Consider the following 19,773-nt stretch of genomic DNA (forward strand, 5'->3'; position numbering starts at 1 on the left):
GGCGTAACGACATTTACTTCTTGGAAATCTGATCAAACTCATCTGTCGGACCGGGCCGTGAAGAGTGGCGGATTTCCGGGCGCCCCCCCTCAAATTCCTCTGTGCAGCAAGTCACTTTCGAACCGGTCAAATTACTCCTGCCTTAGCTGCATGATTGCGTCCGTTTCGGTGCCATTTCGCAACACGGTCAGACGCGCTTGGGATTGCTCTTCCGCGACAAGGGTCTGCAGCATGGCATCAATACTCTCCGACCCATCAAACGCGATCGAGGTCTGAGCCTCGGACATCAGAATGTCGCCTTGTTGAAGATTACCTTCGGCTTCGGGCGGAACAGTTGTGACAACTGTCTTCCAACCTTCGCCCCCCGTGTTTCGCACGGTGAAGCCGAAACCGTTTTCCAAGCCGACCATGCGGAAAGCGGGCAGCGCCAACAGCCCGTTTTGCGCTCTGGTCTGACCCAGCGACCTATATCGGGCGGTCACGCGGATATAGCCATCGGGATCTACTGACAGATCGTCCAGCACTTGTGCCGCGAAGCTTGCATCCTCGCGGACGGGTTCGCCGTCCAATGTATAAATCGAAGCACCGCGTTCGACCCAGTCTCCGATGACTGACATATCCTGCGAGGGATCAACGCCGGTCACGGCGATAAAGGTGCCTGTGCTGGCACGACGCCGCGAGATCTGGAATGGAATTTCAACATCCCAGTGCGAGAAAGCCACCTGCACCTCCGCCGGTGTCCCCGACGTAGGCGGGACATCGGCGGCGGGAGTGGGTTCGGCTGCCGGGGCTTGGGCCACTTCTGGTTCAGCCGAGGGGGCCTGTGTCTGCTCGACAGGGGCCTGAATGGGTTCAACGGTTGTGGGTTCCGGGTCTACCTGTTCCGGAGCGATTTCGGCTTCGGTCACCAGCTCAACTGGGGCTGGCGGCTCGATTGTTTCAGGAACTTCGGCAGGTGCTGTCAGGTTGGCGGTGGCATTTTCCGGCTCAATCACCTTTTCACCAGACATCAAAAAGTACCCGCCCGCGGCCAGACCAGCGACGACGATCACAATGCCTGCAATCAATCGTCCGCCGCCTTCTGACTTACTTTTGACAATTGTATCTACTGTTGCTGGCGCTTCCTCTTTCGGTGTGTACTTGGCGAGGTCGTCGTCGTCTTTGTCTTCGTTTCCAAGCGTCAGGTCCGCGTTGCCGGCCAATAGGGCCGTCACGACCGCTTCGGCATTTTCACTTTCAGCCTTGATACGGGCCTTTTCGGCGGCCTCATCCTTGCGATCCATCGCCACAATGACCGAGACGGGGCGGTAGTCGAACGTATCAAACATGACACCCGGCCCACGAAACATCCGCAGCCAATCCAGGGCGCTTTGCAGGCGGTCGGTGACGTGAACCTCCATCGCCTTGTCGATCGCCTCGAGAAAACCGTCAGGGTAGCCTTTGAACCGCCCGGCGAGCGGCTCATAAGGATCTTTCTGACTGTTGTTGAAGGCGTTCAGGCGGGTCTGCCCGTCAATCGGACGCTCGCCGCTAATGGCGTGGTACAGCGTGGCAGCAAGAACATAGAGATCACTGCTTGGCCCTTGTTCAGCACCGCGAACATAGAATTCATGTGGGGAATAGCCGTCCTTGATCACCCGTAGTGTCAGCAGTGCCGCCGATTGGTTCGCGGCCTGTTCCCGCGCGGCCCCAAAGTCGATCAGAACGGGATCACCGTTTTCGTTGATCAGAATGTTATCGGGCGAGATATCGCGGTGAAGCATCCCGCTTTGATGGATGAACGACACTGCGGACAGCATCTTTTCAGTCATCTGAACGATGAAATCCGGGCCAGTATCAGTGTCCGGATCTTCAACGTAGTCCAGCAGGTCGCACCCCTTGACAAGATCCATCGCTATATAGGCGGTGTTGTTGTCTTCGAAGACCTGATGCACGTTGACGATATTTGGATGCACCAGACGCGCGTGGTTGCGTGCCTCTTGAATAAACAGGTCGATGATCGAGCGCAGGTCGTCCGTGTATTCCGGGTCCGAGGGCTCGACCAAATCGCCATTGCGATGACATAGCGCGCCTGGAAAACATTCCTTGATCACCACATCGCGCTCTAGGCTGTCGCGTGCCAGATAGGTGATGCCGAACCCGCCATTGCTGAGGAAACGCAGGACTTCATATTGCCCGCGCAACAGCTTGGCGCCGGGTTGGAGTCCTTCAATTTTAGGTTCGTCGTGCGATGCACCGACAGCCTGGTTGTGGCTCATTTCTTTACGCCCGTTCTTTTCGTTTTGCGGTCAACTCAACCGGGAAAAACTGATCCCGAACTCACAACCAAACACAACCGCAGGACACTAAAGACGGTTAGACGTTTCAAATTTGACTTTATTGGGGCCGCCACATGGCTTCACTATGGATCATTTCGGACGGTATACGGCATGTTGTGTGCGTGGCCGCCGTCGACACAATATGCTGAAAAAGGGGCTGCACAAAATGCAGGCTAGTTGGTGTTTTGTCTCCGCCTGCGCAACGGACCCGACGCGCTTGGCACCTGATTCTCAATGCCTCGAATCGGTGAATGATGGATCAATTTTTGCGTGAAGTTATCAGGTGCCAGTTTTTGGCTCGACCGAGTCTATCCGACTGCCCGCCCAAGCAAGGTTATCGCTGAGCTGGGCCAGAATGCTGATCGCGTCTTTTAAGGGGGCGTCACCGCTCTCAAATTGCAGCAGAAGCAATAGGTCGGTGGCCTTTTCAAACTCACCAGGAATCCATTCCGCCGAGGGGTCGATTTCGCCCCCCTGTTCCAGCCGCTCGGCGAAATCCTCGACGATTTCCTGGCACGAATGCAAGAATGCCGCAGGTTCGATATCGGATGACTCGCGCAAATCCTCATAGATGCTGGCAATCGCGGCCAGCCAATCTTCCAGGATCGGGTTTTCGAGCGGTGGCAAAGCGGCTTCCAGCGTGGCGTGCACTGAAGGGGCATCAGGCTTTTCAGGCTCATTCTCGGGCCTGTCCAGCGTTTCCAGATAAGGTAGGAAATCCTGTTTCAGATCAGCCCTTGCAGCCTCAAGATCGGCAAGGCGACGGTCCGAGGCAATTTGTAGAACCTGTTCCGCCAGAGTCTGACCGCCACAGTCCTCCCAGAGGTCAAAATCGGGCTCGGGCTCTTGTGCCATGGCGCGCACGGCGACCGGGGTACCAATCGGCACGACGGCGCGGAACAGATCGCCTTTTTCCTTGTTAAGCCGCGACACCACCCGATCCAAGGCCTCATTTACATGCGGTAGGTCGGTGTGGGTGACAGCCAGTAAGCTGTTGCTGCGCAAGGATTGCGGGACCTGCGACCACAGATGGCGTTCCGTCTCGCGCCAGGCGTTCGTTCCGTTGGTACACCAGATTGCGCAGTCTACAAACTTCAGCAGATCGAGTGTTGCCTTGTACGTGTCGTCCAATGCGCCGGTACCGGGCAGGTCAAATAATGAGATTTCCTGCAGGGCAGGCGTGTTCAATCCAACCGAAATGAAGTCAGGGTCATCTGCAGCAGCCTTTTCCAGCGCAATCCCGGAATAAACCTTGGGTTCGCGGTCCCACCACCCAACCGTGGTTTCCGGCGTTTCGGAATAAGCCACGATCACAAGCGGCAATTTCAAGTGCTGAGGTCCGGTAGGTAGAATATCGGCCCCGGCCAGCATGTTCGCAAGGCTAGACTTGCCCGCGCCGAATTCGCCGGCGAATCCAATATTGACGGCGTTGGACAGCCGTTCGGCATGTGCTAACGCGCGGTCGCGCATTTCGGTCAACTCAGCGTCAGCCGACAGGTTTTCGGTCGCGTTCAGAAAGCGTTCCAGTTGCGCTACTTCCTGTTCGGTTCCGGGAAATTCAATCATTCAGCAGCCTCTGCCAGTATTTTGTCTACGTCATCCGCACCAAAAATGGTGCCCAACTCTTCCAGAATACGTTGCGCGTGGTCAAACGTCGCCTGTGCTTCGGTCCGTTCAGTTGCTTCGCCGCTGCCGGTCCGGTGTTCTAGGTGCCCGGCCAACAAGGCAAGATAGTGATCCAGAACCGTGTTCAAACGTTCTAGCAAATCGCTTCGCGCGGTATCGACCAGATCGTCGCCAATCATCTCGAATTCCTGCACAATCATACGTTCGGCCCTGGCAACAACGCTTTTGCGCGAAATCAGTCGCGAAAGCCAGCTGACCCTGAGTTCAACCGTTATGCCCCGAGTCAGAGCCTTGGTATCCGGGCGAAACCACCGAACGGCGCTTGTGTTCATGCGGTTGTCGGATGAATCCTGCCACCCCGGCAACGAACGCAGGGCCGCATTGCTTTGCATGTCGATCGAATAAAGCTCGCTCAGCATACGCTGCCGAACCACTTGCGTCGCGCCCTGAACCAATTCGCGCATGCGGTCGCGCAGCGGGGTAAAGTTCAGCTCGGTCTCGCCACCGCTTGCCAACAATGGTGAATTTCCGTCAGGCCCACGCACCACGGCTGCGACCGCTTCGGCCACGGTGTCGTCCATAACACCGCGCAGGTTGGCCAGAACGTCATCCATATCGTTGACGATCTCGGTCGTTTTCTGACCAACAAGCTTGCGTAGGTCTGTGAGGGTCTTGTGATTTTCGTCGCCGGTTTCGGCTTTCGAGCCGCTTTCTTCTTCGATGGCGCGGATGTGGGCCTTGCTGCGCTCAACCTCACCTTGGGCAAAGCTATTGAGGTGCTGCCACGCCATCCGCAACTGCTCATTCCGCGGACCCTCGGTCAGGGCACTGGTCACGTGGCGGCGCAGGTCAGGCAAACCCGAGGCAACCATTGCAGCAAAGCGCAATACGCCTTCACGGCTGATCGGGCCGGACCCTTGTTTGATCTCTGCAACTCCGTCCAGATACTGCTTCATCTGGTCCGGATGCGCACGCAGCCATGCCAGAACCTCATCATGGTTAATACCGGTCTCATCCCCGGTCAGGGCATAGTGCGCCCACTGTGCGCTCCCCATCAGCACGTCAATGTCTGAGTTGCCAAGCGCTTTTTCGAGACCGTCAACAACATCGGCCCGAACTTTCGTCGCATCATCGGCACCGCCGCCCAGTTCATCAACGCGGTTGATGAAGACGACGATCTGACCCAATTCCAGCGCCTGCATCAGGCGGAACAGTTTAAGGTCGGCACGCGAAAGGGCCTGATGCGCAGACAGTACCACGACGAAAAAGTCGGATTCCTTGAGGTATTGGCGCGAGATCTCCTCACGGATCAAAAGCGGGTCATTAACACCGGGCGTGTCCGTCACGGTCAGGGGGTAGGGGAAGTGACCGATGTCGAAATAAACCTCGGCCTTGCGCGTGATGTCGCTGTACAGTCCTCGGTCTGACCCAGGATCATAAGCACCCTCATCGGTTGGATCGTCTCCGGCGCAGACATAGCGCGCCAGATCGTCCGAGTTCAGGTTGTCCAGATCATGATGCTGGCCAAGCAGGTGTTTGTAACTTTCCCCCAGACGCAGTTTGGCGCGGGTCTTCATTGCCTCGACCTGTTCTTCGATCATCTCGCGCTTATAGCTGTCCTCATCATCGGGGAACATGTTGCGCAACTCTTCGCCTTCGGCGATCAGCGCCTGCCATTGGCGGTTATCGAAGAAATGGAATTCAGCCCCCGAGGTGCGGCCAGACGGGTGACCGAAATGCATGTCGGTGATCACCGTTGTCCAAGGGTTCACATCCGAAGGGAGAAATTCTGCTTGCCCGGTAAAACCGTTGATCAGGCGCGACTTTCCGGCCTTGATCTGCCCAACAAAAGCGATTGAGGGTTTGAGGTTCTTCAAGTCGTTGATAATACGCGAAATGAATTGCCGGGTCTCTTCATTTGAGATCCCGTTCATGTCCTCGGCAATACGGATCAACTCGCGACGATTGGTTTCACTCATGAACTTTACCCTGGCAACAAACAAAAACGCGGCAAACGCGTTGAAAAACTGATTTTACTGGATGCAATCATCCGTCCGGCCTTTTTAACGCGGCCCACAGATTGACAACTGCACCAAGCTTGCGTGCTTCGTGAACGGCCAAAGCGACATTTGCGCCATCATTCAAAACGGCCAAACCGGTGCCTTTGCCACCAGACGGGCGCATGACGATAAGCTGCGGATGGTCCATGACCGCAGACGTCTCACGATCCCAACCCGCAATGTCGCGAGTAAAGCGATCAAGCAGATCGGAATTCGGATGTAGTGGCTCGTTCTCTTTGCAGGTGCCATCTGCATCATGCGTTTTGCCATCCGAAAACAGAACCCGGCCTTGGGCGAACCGTTCCGCGCCCTCATAAAACCTATGCGCGAAGGGTCTTGTGCTGTCGTCTTCAACGGTATCGTCGGCGGGTGCCGAGCGGTCAGTGTCAGTTGGGACGATGGATATGACCGGTTCTGAAGCCTCCTCCAATTCCGTGCAGGAGGCTTCGATCTCGCTGAAAGTGATACCAACATCATCCGCCTCAAGCGTGGTATCAGGCTGAAGCGAAATCAGCTCAAGCGGAGCCGGAGCACACGCGATTTCAGTTACAAGCTGCGCCAGCTTGCCGGCCAGATCTTCACGGGACTCGGTTTCAAAATCCGGGGCCACACCGGATGGAACCCGGAATATGTCAGTGACCCGAGAGCTGTTCACTTCGATGGCAAGGCAATCGCCATTGGCCGCGGTAAATTCCAATCGGCGAGGCAGAATAGTGCCGCGAATGGTCTGCAACACTTTTTCGCGTCGTGCCGCAGTGCTTTCACCAGGCAAGGTCACCGCCGGTTTCAGGCGGGCAACAGACGAGCGCCCGATTTCATCAAGCATCTCAACTATGTCTGTATCCATCATGCCGTGACCCCCCTCTGGTCCGGTCTAGACTGCGGCCGCGACTGGCCCCAGGCTGAGATGTGATTTCGTCAGCGCCAACCCGACGTTGGCACTGTTGCGACAAATGTAGCAGACCACGTGATCAGGATATTCCTGAGTCCGTAGAAAGATATTCAGCCGATCTTTCGAAAACACCGCGATTTCCCCAAATCCCGAGTTGCCCGATTCCTCAGCTTCGGCCGTGCGTAGCAGGTCCTCAAACGCTTTGATTCCCCGGCCTTGAAACAGGTTAGCCACGGCCAGGGCTAAACTGTCCAGAACCTCAGCGCTGTCAGAGTCTAAGGTGTTGATCCCCAGCAACATTCCCGTTTCCATATCAACATACCCGGCTGCAATGCAGTCGGGTATGGTTTCCATCGCGCTACGCAGTGCGGTTTCAATCGTCATTTCATACTACTCGTGTCTTGCGTCACAACACATGGCGTTCCGCCCCGCCGTTTTTCGAAGCACCCGGAACCTGGTGCACCGGTTCTTTGGTTCGACGGGCATAGTGTTCGGCTGCGATCTGGTCGAATTCTTCCAGGAAATCGCTGAAAACCTTTTTCATACCTTCGGCGTCATCCGGCAAATCTTCCTCTTCTGTCATCTCACGCCACATGGACGCGGCACTGAGGGCAGCTTCACTCGCGACACTCAGCACGCCTTTCTGGGTCTTGCTGGTTTCGTCCGGCGCGTCACTATCGTCAGCAGTTACCGCGTTGGCCAAAGGGACAACCTGCATGTCGACAAGACTGTTTGATTCAGGCTCGGGCTCGTACTCGTCCTCAGCACCTTTCGTCTGCTCAGCCAGCAAGGCGGTGATCGAGGACACTGAAAGTTCGGCGCGCTTTTCGTTTGGTGCCGACGCATCAACCGCCTCAGACACGTCAGCTAGTTCATCCTCGGACGAACCCAAGAATGGGTCGGACGTAGGTGTTGCAGGATCTTCCACTGTAAAGTGAAAAACGTCGTCAGTGTCGTCCTCGTCCAGCTCATCGTCATCTGCAAAGCCCAACGGGCCATCGTCTCTTGGTGAGTCCTTTTGATCGGCTAGGCTCAGCCCGTTGCTCGGCGTGTCGCGAAAAAACGCACGCAGTTCGTCTTGCTCGCTGGCCTCAACGGGCTCGGACGCCTGTGTTTCTGCAACCATTTCGGCACGCAACCGCTCGGCCTTTGCCGCGTCAATGCGCTCGTCGCGATCAGAGTCGTCGTTACGGCGCTCAACGCGGGTTGGACGGACGGGAAAGCTGGTGACAACTTCGTCTGCGGGTGCCGCCTCGGCGTCTGGAACCGGGTTCACAAGCTTTAATGGGGCTGCATCTTCATCCTGTTCCGCCTTCCGCTTCGGGCGGGTCGGCTGAACGGGTGGGGCTTCGGACAGGCTGTTGTCGATCTGATACCGCGCCAGCATATCGGCGCGGTGGTCCATAATCTGTTCGGTGATTTCAAGAAAGCTGTCGACCATCTTGCCGCCACCGCTGCGTGCCCAAAGTTGGGCATCGCCGCTTTTGTCCCGTGCAACGATGGCATCGCGGGCCGAAAACAGAATTGACCGATTGAACAAGTGCCCCGCCTCACGGTTCACTCGGCGCAGAACTTTCTGGCGATCCTTAGCGTCAAGCGCGTCAGCCCGGGTGACCAGCAAAAGCGAGTTATGCTGAAGTCGTTCCGGCAGCGACACCCATGTCGCCCGCTCGGTTTCCCGCCAGGCTTGGGTCGAATGTGTACACCACAGAACACCATTAGCCTGTCCAACCGCGCGGCGCCAAACATCGCTAGAAATCTTTGGGTCAGAGATGCCGGGGGTATCGATCAGGTCGACCGCTTCCAGAATGTCGGATTCAAGGAAAATGCGAATGAATTGGGCATCATTTACCCGCACTGCGTGCAATTGATCGAGGGTGATATCCTCGCGCGTACCATCGTCGCGCTGTATGTAGGCCGATTGTTTGCCCCAGCTGAACCAGACGGGCGGCAACTGCGTGGCCGTGACTTGGGTCGGCAAGGCGTGCGAGCGCAGTAGAAAGTTCATCAGTGTCGATTTTCCGGCGCTGAATTCCCCCATCAGTGCAAAAATCGGTTTGCGTCGGGACCACTGCTCAATGCGTTCCCATGCCTTAGGAGAGACGAAGCGGGTTTGTGTGTCTTTTGCCATGTCGCTACTTATGCTGCCTCGTTACTAAGATCTTTCAGGATGTCGCCCAGGATATCGTCACGTGACTTCTTGGGCGTCATGCCCGCCATCAGGGCGGCCTGGTTTGGGTCCTGCTCGGCCGAGGCCGAAATGCTCAGCAGGGTCTCGCTCTGCTCACGCAGGAAATCGGTCAGACCTGCGCGAACGTTTTCCAGAACCGCCGCAATCTGGTTTTCTTCAAGGTCCTTGGTGATCGAGTTCGCCTCGGACGCAATCAGGCGCGTGTAGTCTGCAGCATATGCCTCGAACCCTTTGCGACGTTGCCACCAACGACGCCACCATGTGCTTTGCAAATCCAGTGCGATGGTGCGCCCAATGCCCAGTGGTGGCGGGACGCGAGGCACGATAGGCGCTTCGATGCTGAATTCACCCAGATGATTACCCAGCAACTTTTGATACAGAGCCTCGACATCATTTGCAGCCGCGCTGTAAAGCGCGCCAGCCTCTTTGCGCATTGAGCGTGCGAAACTGAAGTAAGCCGCCTTTTGCAGCGTCCGCAGGCCCGCGGGGTCGTACTGCCAGGTACCTTGTTCACCTTTCTTCTCAAGATGTGCGATCAAAGAATCCGTGGCGCGTTTTACAAAATTGGTCTCGGCTGATTTGAGACGTTGCAGCACTTTGTCCCGCAATGAGGCCGTCAGTTCGGCAACCTTCTTTTCATATTCTTCGGTCACCTTAGCGACCGCGTCTTCGGGCGCGACGCCGTCCATCTCACGTACCACGCCTTGCCCCTTGGACAGCGTCTTGGCCACTGCTGTCGCGCGAATTTGGCTGGCGATGTTGCGGGCGCGATGACGCACACGGTCCAGAAGGCGGGTACCAGCCCCTTCGGCGATCCGCTCATTCATTGCGAGTAACAGGTCGGGAAGACCGGACAGCGCCCAGATCTTGTCAAGCGAGGGGGCCTGATCACCGAATCCGGCTGCCAGATAGAAGGTATTGAGCGCCTGACGCGACTCATCTGTCAGAATATCGGGATTGCCGGTCAGGGCAGCCTCGGCCCATAGCGCGCTACCGAACACAACGCTTGTGTTTGTGTCGATGTTATTCTGTTTCAGCGTGTCTTTGATCCGGTCACGAATCTCGGGCACTTGATTGACCGGATCGGACAATTCGTCGATGCGGTTCACAAACAGGATAATCTGCCGGTTTTCGAACTGCGCGATGATCCGCATCAGCGCCATGTCCATGGTTGTCAATGCCTGGCTTGCGGCCAATACAACAACACAAACTTCCGAGCCGCGAAGGCTGCGCAGGGTAATCTGCTCACGAACCATGAAGGTATCGTTGACGCCGGGCGTATCACACAGTTTCAGCGAGATCGGATATTGCGGAATGTCCATGAACAGTTCGGCCGACTTGGTCACATCGGCAAAGCGGCCGGTCTTTGGATTGATGTCCGGGTCGTCCTCGTCGCCCAGGCACACATAGCGCTGAACCAATTCTTCGTCGAAATACTCATACTGGTGGCTCTGCCCCAGAATCAGGTCAAAATGCTGGCCAAGACGGGCTTCGGATTTGGATTTCATCTCAGCAATCTGACGGCGGATATCGTCCATTTCGTCATCAGCACCGGCTCGGTTGGCGAGCTCACCAAGACGACCGCCGCCGACCATCAGATTGTCCCACTCTTCCTGTTCGAAAAAGGTGAACTTGGCCTTTTTGTCGCCTTCAGTCCGCGTGTTGATGTTTAACGTGGTCACCACAGAGGTCCACGGGTTTACGTCCGACGGAAGCAGGGCAGGGCGTCCCGCAAGAATGTTCACAATCGAGGATTTACCGGCTTTGACCTGTCCGACCAGTGTTACGCTGGCCGTGAAGTTCTCCATCCGCGTCTTGAGAGTCGCCAACCGCGCCGAGGACCGGGCATCTGCCACTTCGGTCAACTGGTCGATCTGGGTCGCAAGCGCTGCCATGGCCGTGGTCATGGGCGACAGCGCTTCGTTTCCTACGGACAGAAGGTGGTCGTTTCGGGCCATGGTCAACCTCCGGTCCCAGTAGCGGCTATGTGGTGATGTTCCTGACCGTCAGCAGAACTGGTCACTATGTCGATCCTTGCGATCAGATTCAGCGCGTTTCCAAGGATCGCGGCCTCATCACCGGGTGAGATGGACTCATAAGCCCCAGAATCAGCCAGCACTTCGATAGAGCTGAATGTTTCACTATTCTCCAAAAGCGCCAGACGGCGCCCGGTAGGGAAACCTTTTGACTTTGTCTCAGGCAGCGGCATCCGGGAATTGGCAAGCAGATAGTGCCCCCCGGAGTGCGTGCGCAGCGACAGACCAAAGCCAGTGTTCGGGTGGTCCCGATTGAGGGACTTCAGTTCACCAAGAAAACTTTCGCGGGCAAGACCTACGGCATCTTGCTCAGCAGCAGCAGAGTTTATCATGTTGGTCACGGCTAAGACCCTTGTATTCGAGTTGAGCAAAAATTTTTACACTAGGCCCAGGGGCGAAAAGACTCGTTAACTCCCCTTCCTCATCATTGTTGGCAAGGCGGTGTTATTTTGACGCGAATAAGATTTTTTGGCGTTTGAAATGTGGCGCAATTAAGGTTGGTACCTTGAGTTACGCCACAACCCCTGGTCGTGCCAGTGGCACTCGAGCGAGGCAAACTATGTAGCCTTGTATCCCAAAATACTGCGGTCAGAATAGTCCGTGTGATGCTGAAAACTTAACTTTTGTATTTGTTTTCGGGGCTATTTCTTTCATCACTTCAAATTTGATCCAAGCAACGTAGCTTGGTTTCAAGGTGCCCTGACTATGACCGCCGCATGCTTTGCAATCAGCCTTTGTCATTTTCATTCAGCTTAAACGCGTTTAACTTGAGAACAAATCCGACTCATTATTCACATTTAGGAAACAATCGAATGTGATGGATGGTAGGCAAATTTTTTCTCCACTGTATTTTTGAATAGTCGTAAGAACTAATCTGAATACAAAAATATTGATTGGAAGTGTTCTGACACCTTGGCAAAGCCTGAAGACCGTTAAGGTTGTGAGCGAACGAAAGCTCAGACAGGAGCACCGATTGTCGCGAAGTCTTGTTCAATATTCTGCGGTTTCAGGCGATTTCCCTCTCGCACTCGGCTGCGGGCTTTGCTATTGACCGCATCAAGCCGGCGCACAGAGTCGGTTCAGCGGGTGTGGCGAAATTGGTAGACGCACCAGATTTAGGTTCTGGCGCCGCAAGGCGTGGGGGTTCAAGTCCCTCCACCCGCACCATACTGAATTCATTGATATTTCTTGCATCTCGCTCTGTCTGTGCCAGTTACCGATTTAATGAGCTTTGCACTTTCATGTTCGGTTGCTTTTTCGTTCACCTGTCTCTGCGTCGTTGCGCTATCGTTGAGATTTTTTTCTGAATCGCCGGAGCGCGGTGTTTTTGTGTCATGAACAAAGTCTTATGTCCCCTAACGGTTGGAATTTCGACGCCGGAGCACCCTACTTCGGCCAATAATCCTGCGTCTACGTAGCGCCAGCCGTGCGGAACAAGTCGATTTTTACCGCGCAATCGCCGATGCGCTGTCCTGATCCTACACCTGGTTCGTGTGCTGAAAGGGCTGTGGTTGCTCTGTATTTTCTGCAAAAGCGACGCGCAGACGCCGCAATCGGATCAAGATTATGTTCGGCAGATTGAAGGACTGGCGTCGTGAGGCGACGCGGTACGACAGGTGCCCAAATGTCTTCCTCTCAGCAATCGCTCTCGCCGCTTTGTTCATCTATTGGCTATGTGTCCGGACTCTGGGGCATGAAAGCAGTTTTCTAGCGTCTCGCGACGGCTAGTATACCGCTGTTTTGCTAATCCACAGTCAGCCCGAAACCTAAAACACTGCCACAATAGAAAACCGGCCAATCATGCACTAACAATTAATGTGGACCGGTGAGAGGACGTAGCTTAGCGGCTGTGGTGTGCGGAGAGGAGAAACTATGCGAGTCCTTAGATTTATCCTCTTCTTTCTTGTAATCGGGAGTGCCGCGGTCTTCGCAATGCGATTTGCGTTTCCCCTTCCGGATAACACCGAGCGGGCAGCATCCGCTGCCATCCCGGCAAGTGGCGAGACTACGCTCGGAAAAGCGTTCCTGCCTGGAATAGAAGAAAATGTCGGCCTGAGTGGGGTTTACCCTCTAGCTGATGGTCGCGATGCGCTCGTCGCCAGAATTCTTCTGGTTCGGGCGGCTGAGCGGTCGATTGATGTCCAGTATTATATCTGGCAACGCGACGCGACGAGTTGGTTTTTGCTGGACGAACTCCGTAAGGCGGCGGAACGCGGGGTCCGGGTCAGGCTTCTTCTTGATGACAACGGAATTCCCGGTCTGGACAACGTATTGTCGGCGATGAACGAACTGCCAACGTTTGACGTGCGAATTTTCAATCCGTTCACGCTCCGGGACCCTAAGCTCGTGTCCTACCTTTTTGATTTTCCGCGCCTCAACCGACGGATGCACAACAAGTCAATGACCGTCGATGGTGTTGCAACCGTGATAGGTCGTCGCAATATCGGCGATATCTACTTCGCCTATGGCGAGGGCGAAGCCTATTTTGATCTTGATGTTCTGGCCGTGGGTCCGGCGGCTGCGGATGTCGCGGAAAATTTCGACCGGTATTGGTCAAGCAAGTCGTCTTATCCGGTAGACCGTATCCTTGCGCGATCCAGCGACGGATCGGAAGAGCTTGCCCGAGAAGCCGATAAAGCACGTCAGAGCATCATCGGCTCTGACTATATAGCTGGCCTCAAGTCATCGCGTCTGATGGAGCGCATAGCCCAAAGGACACTTGATCTGGAATGGACGAATGTCACCCTTGTCAGCGATGATCCCGCAAAAGGACTTGGCGACGCGGATCGGGATGAGCTTCTGTTGACTAAGCTGTCCGGATTGCTCGGCCAACCGCGAGAGCGCGTCGATATCGTGTCCGCCTATCTTATCCCCGGCGAAAAGGGCACGGAACTCATCAAGGGGTGGCTCGCCGAAGGCGTGGAGACCCGTCTCATGACGAATTCCATGGAGGCAACAGACGTCATGCCCGTGCACAGCGCGTGGATGAAGTACCGCGATGAGATCGTGCGCGCGGGCGGCGAAGTCATCGAGCTTCGATCGCAGCCGGACATACCGCCTGCAACCTCGCTGGCGCAGCTTCTCGGCGGTTCTTTGTCGTCACTGCATGCAAAAGCATTCGCTATTGATAACCAACGCATATTCATCGGGTCTTTTAACTTTGATCCCAGGTCCGCATCGCTGAACACCGAGATGGGCTTCCTGATCGAAAGCCCTCGGATCGCCACCGCGATGGTGAACGCAATGGACAGCAACAATACCGTCTATAGTGTCGAGCTTTCTGAGAATAACGAAATCATTTGGATAGAAGACCTTGGCAACGGCGAGGTCGCGATCCACCAGGCGGAGCCCGGCACGACGGCTTTTCAACGTGCATTAGCGACTTTTGTAAGCTGGCTGCCCGTTGAATGGATGCTCTAGGTCGCGCTTTCATGGTCACCTGCGACCAGTAGAGGAAGTTTGGCGTCGCTGGCCAGTTGATCAGAGGCAGCATCACCTTCGCCCCTGGCTATTCGAGCATCACTCGATTGCAAAAAACGGTAGTGGATCTTTAAGCCGAAATTGATGCGAAAAAACTTCGATAGAAAATCCCGTTTGGTTCGAAAACTCGGTACGGCGCAAGAGAGCGTAAAGCGGGCAGAATGGTTGTTGAGGGAGATTGATTAACAAAAGGGTCACCGAATTAGAAGTCGGTTGGACCCCGGCAAAGAGCCTTCGCTCGCAGGGCGGACTATGCAAAAAAACCATATATTGGTGCCCGGTGTCGCCAGCCACGACTTGCCGAGTGCTTCAGGTTCTATCGTCCCTTGACGCGCGTATCACAGCACCAACTTGCATGAGTTGATCAGACAGCGGGTTTGTCCGCCTCCAGACCAAGCCGATTTTTCGCGATGGACGCGCGCGTGGGAACCGTGCAACCGACACGTCGGCGGATCGCGTCTCTAACTCAACTGCCATTTCTGGGATCAGCGTAACGCCCATGCCAGCGCCGACCATCTGAACCAGCGTTGATAGGGAACTTCCCTCCATCAATTCACTGGGCCTGTTTTCACCAAACTGGCAGAACGAAAGTGCTTGATCGCGAAAGCAGTGCCCTTCCTCCAGCAACAGCAGCCGCATCGTTCGCAGTGTCTCGGGGCTTGGGACGGGCTTGCCTGCATCCATCGGCATTCGGACCAGCACAAAATCCTCTTCGAAAAGAGCAAACTCCGTAAGTGCTGGTTCCGAGATCGGCAGGGCCACAACCGCAAGATCAATGCCGCCCTCCTGGATTTCCTCAATCAGGGTTGCCGTCATCGCTTCGCGGAGGTGTAAGTCGAGCTTGGGAAACTTGCTTTTCAACGCAGAAATTATGGTCGGCAGAAAATAAGGGGCGACCGTAGGTATGATGCCAAGTCGCAAGCGTCCTGCCAACGGGTCCTTCGATGCGCGGACAAGGTCTTCCAACTCGTCCACCGAAAACAGAATTTGCCGCGCCTTTTCGAGCAAATCTTCGCCCAGCGGAGTGAGGCGGATGTCGCGGGGCAGTCGCTCGACCAACGGCGCGCCGAACAGGGCTTCCAACTCCTTGATCTGAAGGGACAACGCAGGTTGCGATATAGAGCAGGCTTTCGCAGCCCGACCGAAGTTTCGTTGTTTGGCCAAAGCGTCGAAGTACCAAAGCTGTTTTAGGGTCACCGCTATCATGAGTTCAGCTTATCAGAACCTTTTGAATATCCAATTGGAGTTTATTGCGAGTCGTAGTTAGAATTGTTCTAGTTGAAGACCAAACTCTGCGCTCCACGCAAATTAACTCCAGGGAGAGAACTATGGACGGCAACAATATTGATCCTGCCGGCGGATGTCCTGTCATGCACGGTGGCAATACCGGGCTAGGTAACAGCGTCACCAAGTGGTGGCCCAAAACACTGAATCTGGACATTTTGCATCAGCACGGTGCGCGCACGAACCCGATGGATCAGGGATATAACCATCGCGAAGCCGTGAAGGCGTTGGACTATGAAGGCGTCAAAGCTGATGTGGAAGCCCTTATGACAGACAGTCAGAGCTGGTGGCCAGCAGATTGGGGGCATTATGGCGGCCTGATGATCCGGCTCGCATGGCATTCCGCTGGTACATATCGAATGGGTGATGGTCGCGGCGGTGCCGGGTCGGGCAACATACGCTTCGCGCCTCTCAACTCATGGCCAGACAACGCCAGTCTTGATAAAGCGCGGCGACTGCTCTGGCCAGTAAAGAAGAAATATGGAAATGCACTCAGCTGGGCTGACCTGATAATTCTGGCCGGGAACATGGCCTATGAATCCATGGGGCTAAAAACGTTCGGCTTTGCTTTTGGCCGCGAAGACATTTGGGGCCCCGAGCAGGACGTGAACTGGGGCGTGGAAAATGAATGGCTTGCGCCGTCTGAGAACCGCTATGGCGATCTGGACGACACGTCGACATTGTACAATCCGCTGGCGGCGGTTCACATGGGTCTGATCTACGTGAACCCCGAGGGTGTTAACGGCAACCCTGATCCAGCCCGTACTGCCCTGCATGTGCGTGAAACTTTTGGCCGTATGGCGATGAATGATGAGGAAACCGCAGCGCTGACTTGCGGCGGCCACACCGTCGGCAAAGCGCATGGTGGAGGTGATCACGCCCATATCGGAGCAGAGCCTGAAGGTTGCCCGGTTTATGCTCAAGGCTTCGGGTGGGACAACCCCGGAATGGACGGGAAAGCGACAAACGCCTTTACTTCAGGGATCGAAGGTGCCTGGACCAAGCACCCGACCCAATGGGACATGGGCTATTTTGACTATCTGTTCGGCTACGAATGGGAGTTGACCAAATCGCCCGCCGGAGCCAACCAGTGGAAGCCGGTTGATATGCCCGAAGGCGAAATGCCAGTCGATCCAACGGATCCCTCTGCTCGTCGGATGCCGATGATGACCGACGCCGACATGGCAATGAAGGTCGATCCAATCTACAACGAAATCTGCCAGAAGTTCCGAGCCGATCCGGAGTATTTCGCAGACGCATTTGGTCGTGCTTGGTTCAAGTTAACCCACCGGGACATGGGACCCAAGGCAAACTACTACGGTCCGGATGTTCCGGCGGAGGATCTGATTTGGCAAGATCCAATTCCGGCTGGTTCCACGTCCTACGACACGGAAGCCGTGAAGGCCAAGATCGAAGCGAGCGGTCTTTCGGCAGCTGACATGATCGCGACGGCTTGGGACAGCGCCCGGACTTTCCGTGGGTCTGACAAGCGTGGTGGCGCAAATGGCGCCCGCATCAGGCTGGCACCTCAGAAAGACTGGGTGGCCAACGAGCCAGAGCGCTTGGCGAAAGTTCTGGGTGTTCTGGAGCCGATCGCGGCCGAGACTGGTGCATCGGTGGCCGATGTCATCGTGCTCGCTGGCAATTTGGGTCTTGAACGCGCGATCAAGGCGGCTGGTCATGATGTAGAAGTCCCATTCTCTCCGGGGCGCGGCGATGCGTCTGACGAGCAGACAGACGCCGAAAGCTTCGATGTGCTTGAGCCGCTCGCCTGTGGGTTCCGCAACTGGCAGAAAGAAAAATACGCAGTTGCACCAGAAGAGCTGTTGCTTGACAAGGCTCAGCTCCTAGGGCTCACAGCCGCTGAAATGACTGTGTTGATTGGTGGCATGCGTATGCTGGGGGTAAACCATGGCGGCTCCAAGCACGGGGTGTTCACCGACCGTGAAGGCCAGTTGACCAATGACTTTTTCGTCAACCTGACCGACATGCGTTATAGTTGGCATCCGGTTGAAGATGGCACCTACGAGATACGTGACCGCGCTACCGGAGCCGTGACGTGGACTGCAACCAGCGCAGACCTTGTCTTTGGTTCAAACTCGATCCTTCGAGCCTATGCCGAGGTATATGCCCAAGACGACAACGCCGAAAAATTCGTACGCGACTTTGTGACGGCCTGGACCAAGGTAATGAACGCTGACCGTTTCGACCTGTTGCATTAAACGAGCGAAATGTTCGGGCGGCGTTGCTGCCCGAACGATCTGAATGGGCACCAAGCCCAAAAGTTACAGGCCTTGTTTTATTGGTCGGAGTGAGAGGATTCGAACCTCCGACCCCTGCCTCCCGAAGACAGTGCTCTACCAGGCTGAGCTACACTCCGACCGTGGCGCGTGATCTATACTTGGGTGTTTTGATACGCAAGGGGTATTCTTAAGGCGCGTGCTGGAATTCTTGTTCACCTGAAACTCGCACAGCCTGTCGTTTGGCATGCCTCACGTTAGGGAATCGGATCGATACAGCCGGACTTTCGTGCCGCCGTGATCGACAATCGGACCTGCTGGCATCAAGGGCAGGCGGGTTGCCCGCGCCAAAGATTGACTGCTGGTTACAATGCCCACTCGCCAACCTGTAAACCGCGACAACAAAACTTTACCCAAACTGCCGTAAAGGGAGCGCAGGCGTTTTTCGTCTCCGATCCTGGAGCCGTAGGGCGGGTTTACGATGACAAGTCCCGCCTGACCCGGAGGTGGCTTGATGTCGCTGACAGATTGGCAGAAAAACCGGGTATTTCCCGCTACTCCAGCGTGTTCGGCATTGGCTTTGGCCGCTTCAATGGCTCCGGCGTTGCGATCTGATCCAAAAAACACTGAGCTGATTGGCTCCTGCGGGCTGTTGCTGCGCATCTCAACCCATTGCTGCGCGTCGAAACCACGAAGGTCTTCGAAAGAAAAATGACGTGACCGACCGGGGTTCAGCCCCATCGCCATCTCGGCTGCTTCTATGACGAACGTGCCTGAACCGCACATCGGGTCCAAAACGGGTTCGGACCCATCAAAGCCGCATTCACGCAGAAACATTGCGGCCATTGTTTCGCGTATGGGCGCCTTTGCCACAGCGGGCTTGTGACCGCGCTTGTGCAATAGCTCGCCAGAGGTGTCGATCGAAACAGTGCAGATGTCCTTTTCAATTCGCAGCAACACACGCAGTCTTGCCTCGGTTGAAATTGGTGCACCGAGTGTTTCTGAGATCGCTCTCTCGATCCTCTGACGAGCGGCCCCGGCGTGATAGATTCGTGACTTCCGGCTTGTGGCTTCAACTTTCACCGGTATGTCGGGCCGCAAGACTTCAGACCAAGGGACTTTACGCGCCCGTTTGTCCAATTGGGCGAGGTGAACCGCCGGAAAACTGGCTATTCGGACCAGAACCTTGTTGACCCCGCGAAGGCATAAATTGGCGCGCCAGACCTCTGGCCAGTCACCGTGGCACGTAATTCCACCGGGAACGCGTTTCGCACCTGCGAATCCCTTCTCGACCGCCTCGGCAAGCAACGGAGCCTCCAGCCCGGGGGTTGCCACCAGAAAAAACTCAAGTTCGTGCTTCTGTTCCATTGCGCGTGCTTACACTGCAAGTAATCCGGGCGCGATATGCAATTTAAGCTGCGACAAAACGTATAGTATCCCAGGAAAATGACACGGAACGTTCAATTATGGCGGTAACAGGTTTGCTTTTGGTATAATCCCCGCGTAAAGGGGCCACAATCAGGATTACGCCCGCGGATTTTGTATGCCTTTCGGCGCTTTTACGGCGACTGCACAGAAGACCCGCGTTATTGTTTGACCCCATCAAGGTGTCGGCAAAGCTGGCGCAGATAAAGAGGCTTGGAAGA

At 55.6% G+C, this 19,773-nt stretch carries 12 protein-coding genes, 2 tRNA genes and 1 pseudogene; 4 read left to right on the forward strand and 11 right to left on the reverse strand.

Features of this window, described 5'->3' with window-relative positions; all coding sequences use genetic code 11:
• Nucleotides 1–131 precede the first annotated feature (131 nt).
• From ACXAET_RS16580 to ACXAET_RS16615, 8 genes are all read right to left on the reverse strand, one after another.
• On the reverse strand, nt 132–2,258 hold the full coding sequence (locus ACXAET_RS16580; RefSeq protein ID WP_475187612.1) for a protein kinase domain-containing protein: 2,127 nt from the start codon (nt 2,256–2,258) through the stop codon (nt 132–134).
• A 339-nt stretch (nt 2,259–2,597) separates the two neighbouring features.
• Nucleotides 2,598–3,884, reverse strand: coding sequence for a dynamin family protein (locus ACXAET_RS16585; protein WP_475187614.1), 1,287 nt, complete (start codon nt 3,882–3,884; stop codon nt 2,598–2,600).
• The gene (locus ACXAET_RS16590) at nt 3,881–5,923 is read right to left on the reverse strand and encodes a dynamin family protein (protein ID WP_475187615.1); all 2,043 of its coding nucleotides are present in this window, start codon (nt 5,921–5,923) and stop codon (nt 3,881–3,883) included. The genes ACXAET_RS16585 and ACXAET_RS16590 overlap by 4 nt, the downstream gene beginning before the upstream one ends.
• Before the next feature lie 67 nt (nt 5,924–5,990).
• On the reverse strand, nt 5,991–6,854 hold the full coding sequence (locus ACXAET_RS16595) for a hypothetical protein (protein ID WP_475187618.1): 864 nt from the start codon (nt 6,852–6,854) through the stop codon (nt 5,991–5,993).
• A 24-nt stretch (nt 6,855–6,878) separates the two neighbouring features.
• Nucleotides 6,879–7,280 carry a hypothetical protein gene (locus ACXAET_RS16600; RefSeq protein ID WP_475187620.1) on the reverse strand — a complete coding sequence of 134 codons (402 nt, stop codon included), beginning with the start codon at nt 7,278–7,280 and terminating at the stop codon, nt 6,879–6,881.
• 22 nt (nt 7,281–7,302) lie between these two features.
• Nucleotides 7,303–9,027, reverse strand: a complete 1,725-nt coding sequence (locus ACXAET_RS16605) for a dynamin family protein (protein ID WP_475187621.1) — start codon at nt 9,025–9,027, stop codon at nt 7,303–7,305.
• Between the two features lie 8 nt (nt 9,028–9,035).
• On the reverse strand, nt 9,036–11,045 hold the full coding sequence (locus ACXAET_RS16610; RefSeq protein WP_475187623.1) for a dynamin family protein: 2,010 nt from the start codon (nt 11,043–11,045) through the stop codon (nt 9,036–9,038).
• Nucleotides 11,046–11,047: 2 nt separating this feature from the next.
• The gene (locus ACXAET_RS16615) at nt 11,048–11,455 is read right to left on the reverse strand and encodes a hypothetical protein (protein ID WP_475188416.1); all 408 of its coding nucleotides are present in this window, start codon (nt 11,453–11,455) and stop codon (nt 11,048–11,050) included.
• Between the two features lie 750 nt (nt 11,456–12,205).
• Between ACXAET_RS16615 and ACXAET_RS16620 the strand changes: the two genes are divergently transcribed.
• The 3 genes and pseudogenes from ACXAET_RS16620 to ACXAET_RS16630 all read left to right on the forward strand — a co-directional run bounded on the left by ACXAET_RS16620 (nt 12,206) and on the right by ACXAET_RS16630 (nt 14,543).
• A tRNA-Leu gene (locus tag ACXAET_RS16620) sits at nt 12,206–12,290 on the forward strand.
• Between the two features lie 363 nt (nt 12,291–12,653).
• A pseudogene (locus ACXAET_RS16625) lies at nt 12,654–12,851 on the forward strand (hypothetical protein); the annotation flags it as partial.
• Nucleotides 12,852–12,995: 144 nt separating this feature from the next.
• Nucleotides 12,996–14,543, forward strand: coding sequence for a phospholipase D family protein (locus ACXAET_RS16630; RefSeq protein WP_475187625.1), 1,548 nt, complete (start codon nt 12,996–12,998; stop codon nt 14,541–14,543).
• 369 nt (nt 14,544–14,912) lie between these two features.
• Here ACXAET_RS16630 and ACXAET_RS16635 read toward each other — a convergent pair whose 3' ends face one another.
• Entirely contained in the window at nt 14,913–15,809 is an 897-nt protein-coding gene (locus ACXAET_RS16635) for a hydrogen peroxide-inducible genes activator (RefSeq protein ID WP_475187627.1), read from the reverse strand.
• A 122-nt stretch (nt 15,810–15,931) separates the two neighbouring features.
• Between ACXAET_RS16635 and katG the strand changes: the two genes are divergently transcribed.
• Nucleotides 15,932–18,109, forward strand: a complete 2,178-nt coding sequence (katG, locus tag ACXAET_RS16640; RefSeq protein ID WP_475187629.1) for a catalase/peroxidase HPI — start codon at nt 15,932–15,934, stop codon at nt 18,107–18,109.
• Nucleotides 18,110–18,190: 81 nt separating this feature from the next.
• Here katG and ACXAET_RS16645 read toward each other — a convergent pair.
• Nucleotides 18,191–18,267: transfer RNA gene (locus tag ACXAET_RS16645), tRNA-Pro, on the reverse strand.
• A 112-nt stretch (nt 18,268–18,379) separates the two neighbouring features.
• On the reverse strand, nt 18,380–19,495 hold the full coding sequence (locus ACXAET_RS16650; RefSeq protein ID WP_475187630.1) for a THUMP domain-containing class I SAM-dependent RNA methyltransferase: 1,116 nt from the start codon (nt 19,493–19,495) through the stop codon (nt 18,380–18,382).
• Between the last annotated feature and the right edge of the window lie 278 nt (nt 19,496–19,773).

This window comes from Ruegeria sp. AWH4_226 (assembly GCF_056159225.1).

What these genes read in the sequence shown, in the direction of transcription:
- ACXAET_RS16580 (WP_475187612.1), bottom strand. Translation starts at nt 2,258, where the DNA reads ATGAGCCACAACCAGGCTGTCGGTGCATCGCACGACGAACCTAAAATT.
- ACXAET_RS16585 (WP_475187614.1), bottom strand. Translation starts at nt 3,884, where the DNA reads ATGATTGAATTTCCCGGAACCGAACAGGAAGTAGCGCAACTGGAACGC.
- ACXAET_RS16590 (WP_475187615.1), bottom strand. Translation starts at nt 5,923, where the DNA reads ATGAGTGAAACCAATCGTCGCGAGTTGATCCGTATTGCCGAGGACATG.
- ACXAET_RS16595 (WP_475187618.1), bottom strand. Translation starts at nt 6,854, where the DNA reads ATGATGGATACAGACATAGTTGAGATGCTTGATGAAATCGGGCGCTCG.
- ACXAET_RS16600 (WP_475187620.1), bottom strand. Translation starts at nt 7,280, where the DNA reads ATGACGATTGAAACCGCACTGCGTAGCGCGATGGAAACCATACCCGAC.
- ACXAET_RS16605 (WP_475187621.1), bottom strand. Translation starts at nt 9,027, where the DNA reads ATGGCAAAAGACACACAAACCCGCTTCGTCTCTCCTAAGGCATGGGAA.
- ACXAET_RS16610 (WP_475187623.1), bottom strand. Translation starts at nt 11,045, where the DNA reads ATGGCCCGAAACGACCACCTTCTGTCCGTAGGAAACGAAGCGCTGTCG.
- ACXAET_RS16615 (WP_475188416.1), bottom strand. Translation starts at nt 11,455, where the DNA reads ATGATAAACTCTGCTGCTGCTGAGCAAGATGCCGTAGGTCTTGCCCGC.
- ACXAET_RS16630 (WP_475187625.1), top strand. Translation starts at nt 12,996, where the DNA reads ATGCGAGTCCTTAGATTTATCCTCTTCTTTCTTGTAATCGGGAGTGCC.
- ACXAET_RS16635 (WP_475187627.1), bottom strand. Translation starts at nt 15,809, where the DNA reads ATGATAGCGGTGACCCTAAAACAGCTTTGGTACTTCGACGCTTTGGCC.
- katG (WP_475187629.1), top strand. Translation starts at nt 15,932, where the DNA reads ATGGACGGCAACAATATTGATCCTGCCGGCGGATGTCCTGTCATGCAC.
- ACXAET_RS16650 (WP_475187630.1), bottom strand. Translation starts at nt 19,495, where the DNA reads ATGGAACAGAAGCACGAACTTGAGTTTTTTCTGGTGGCAACCCCCGGG.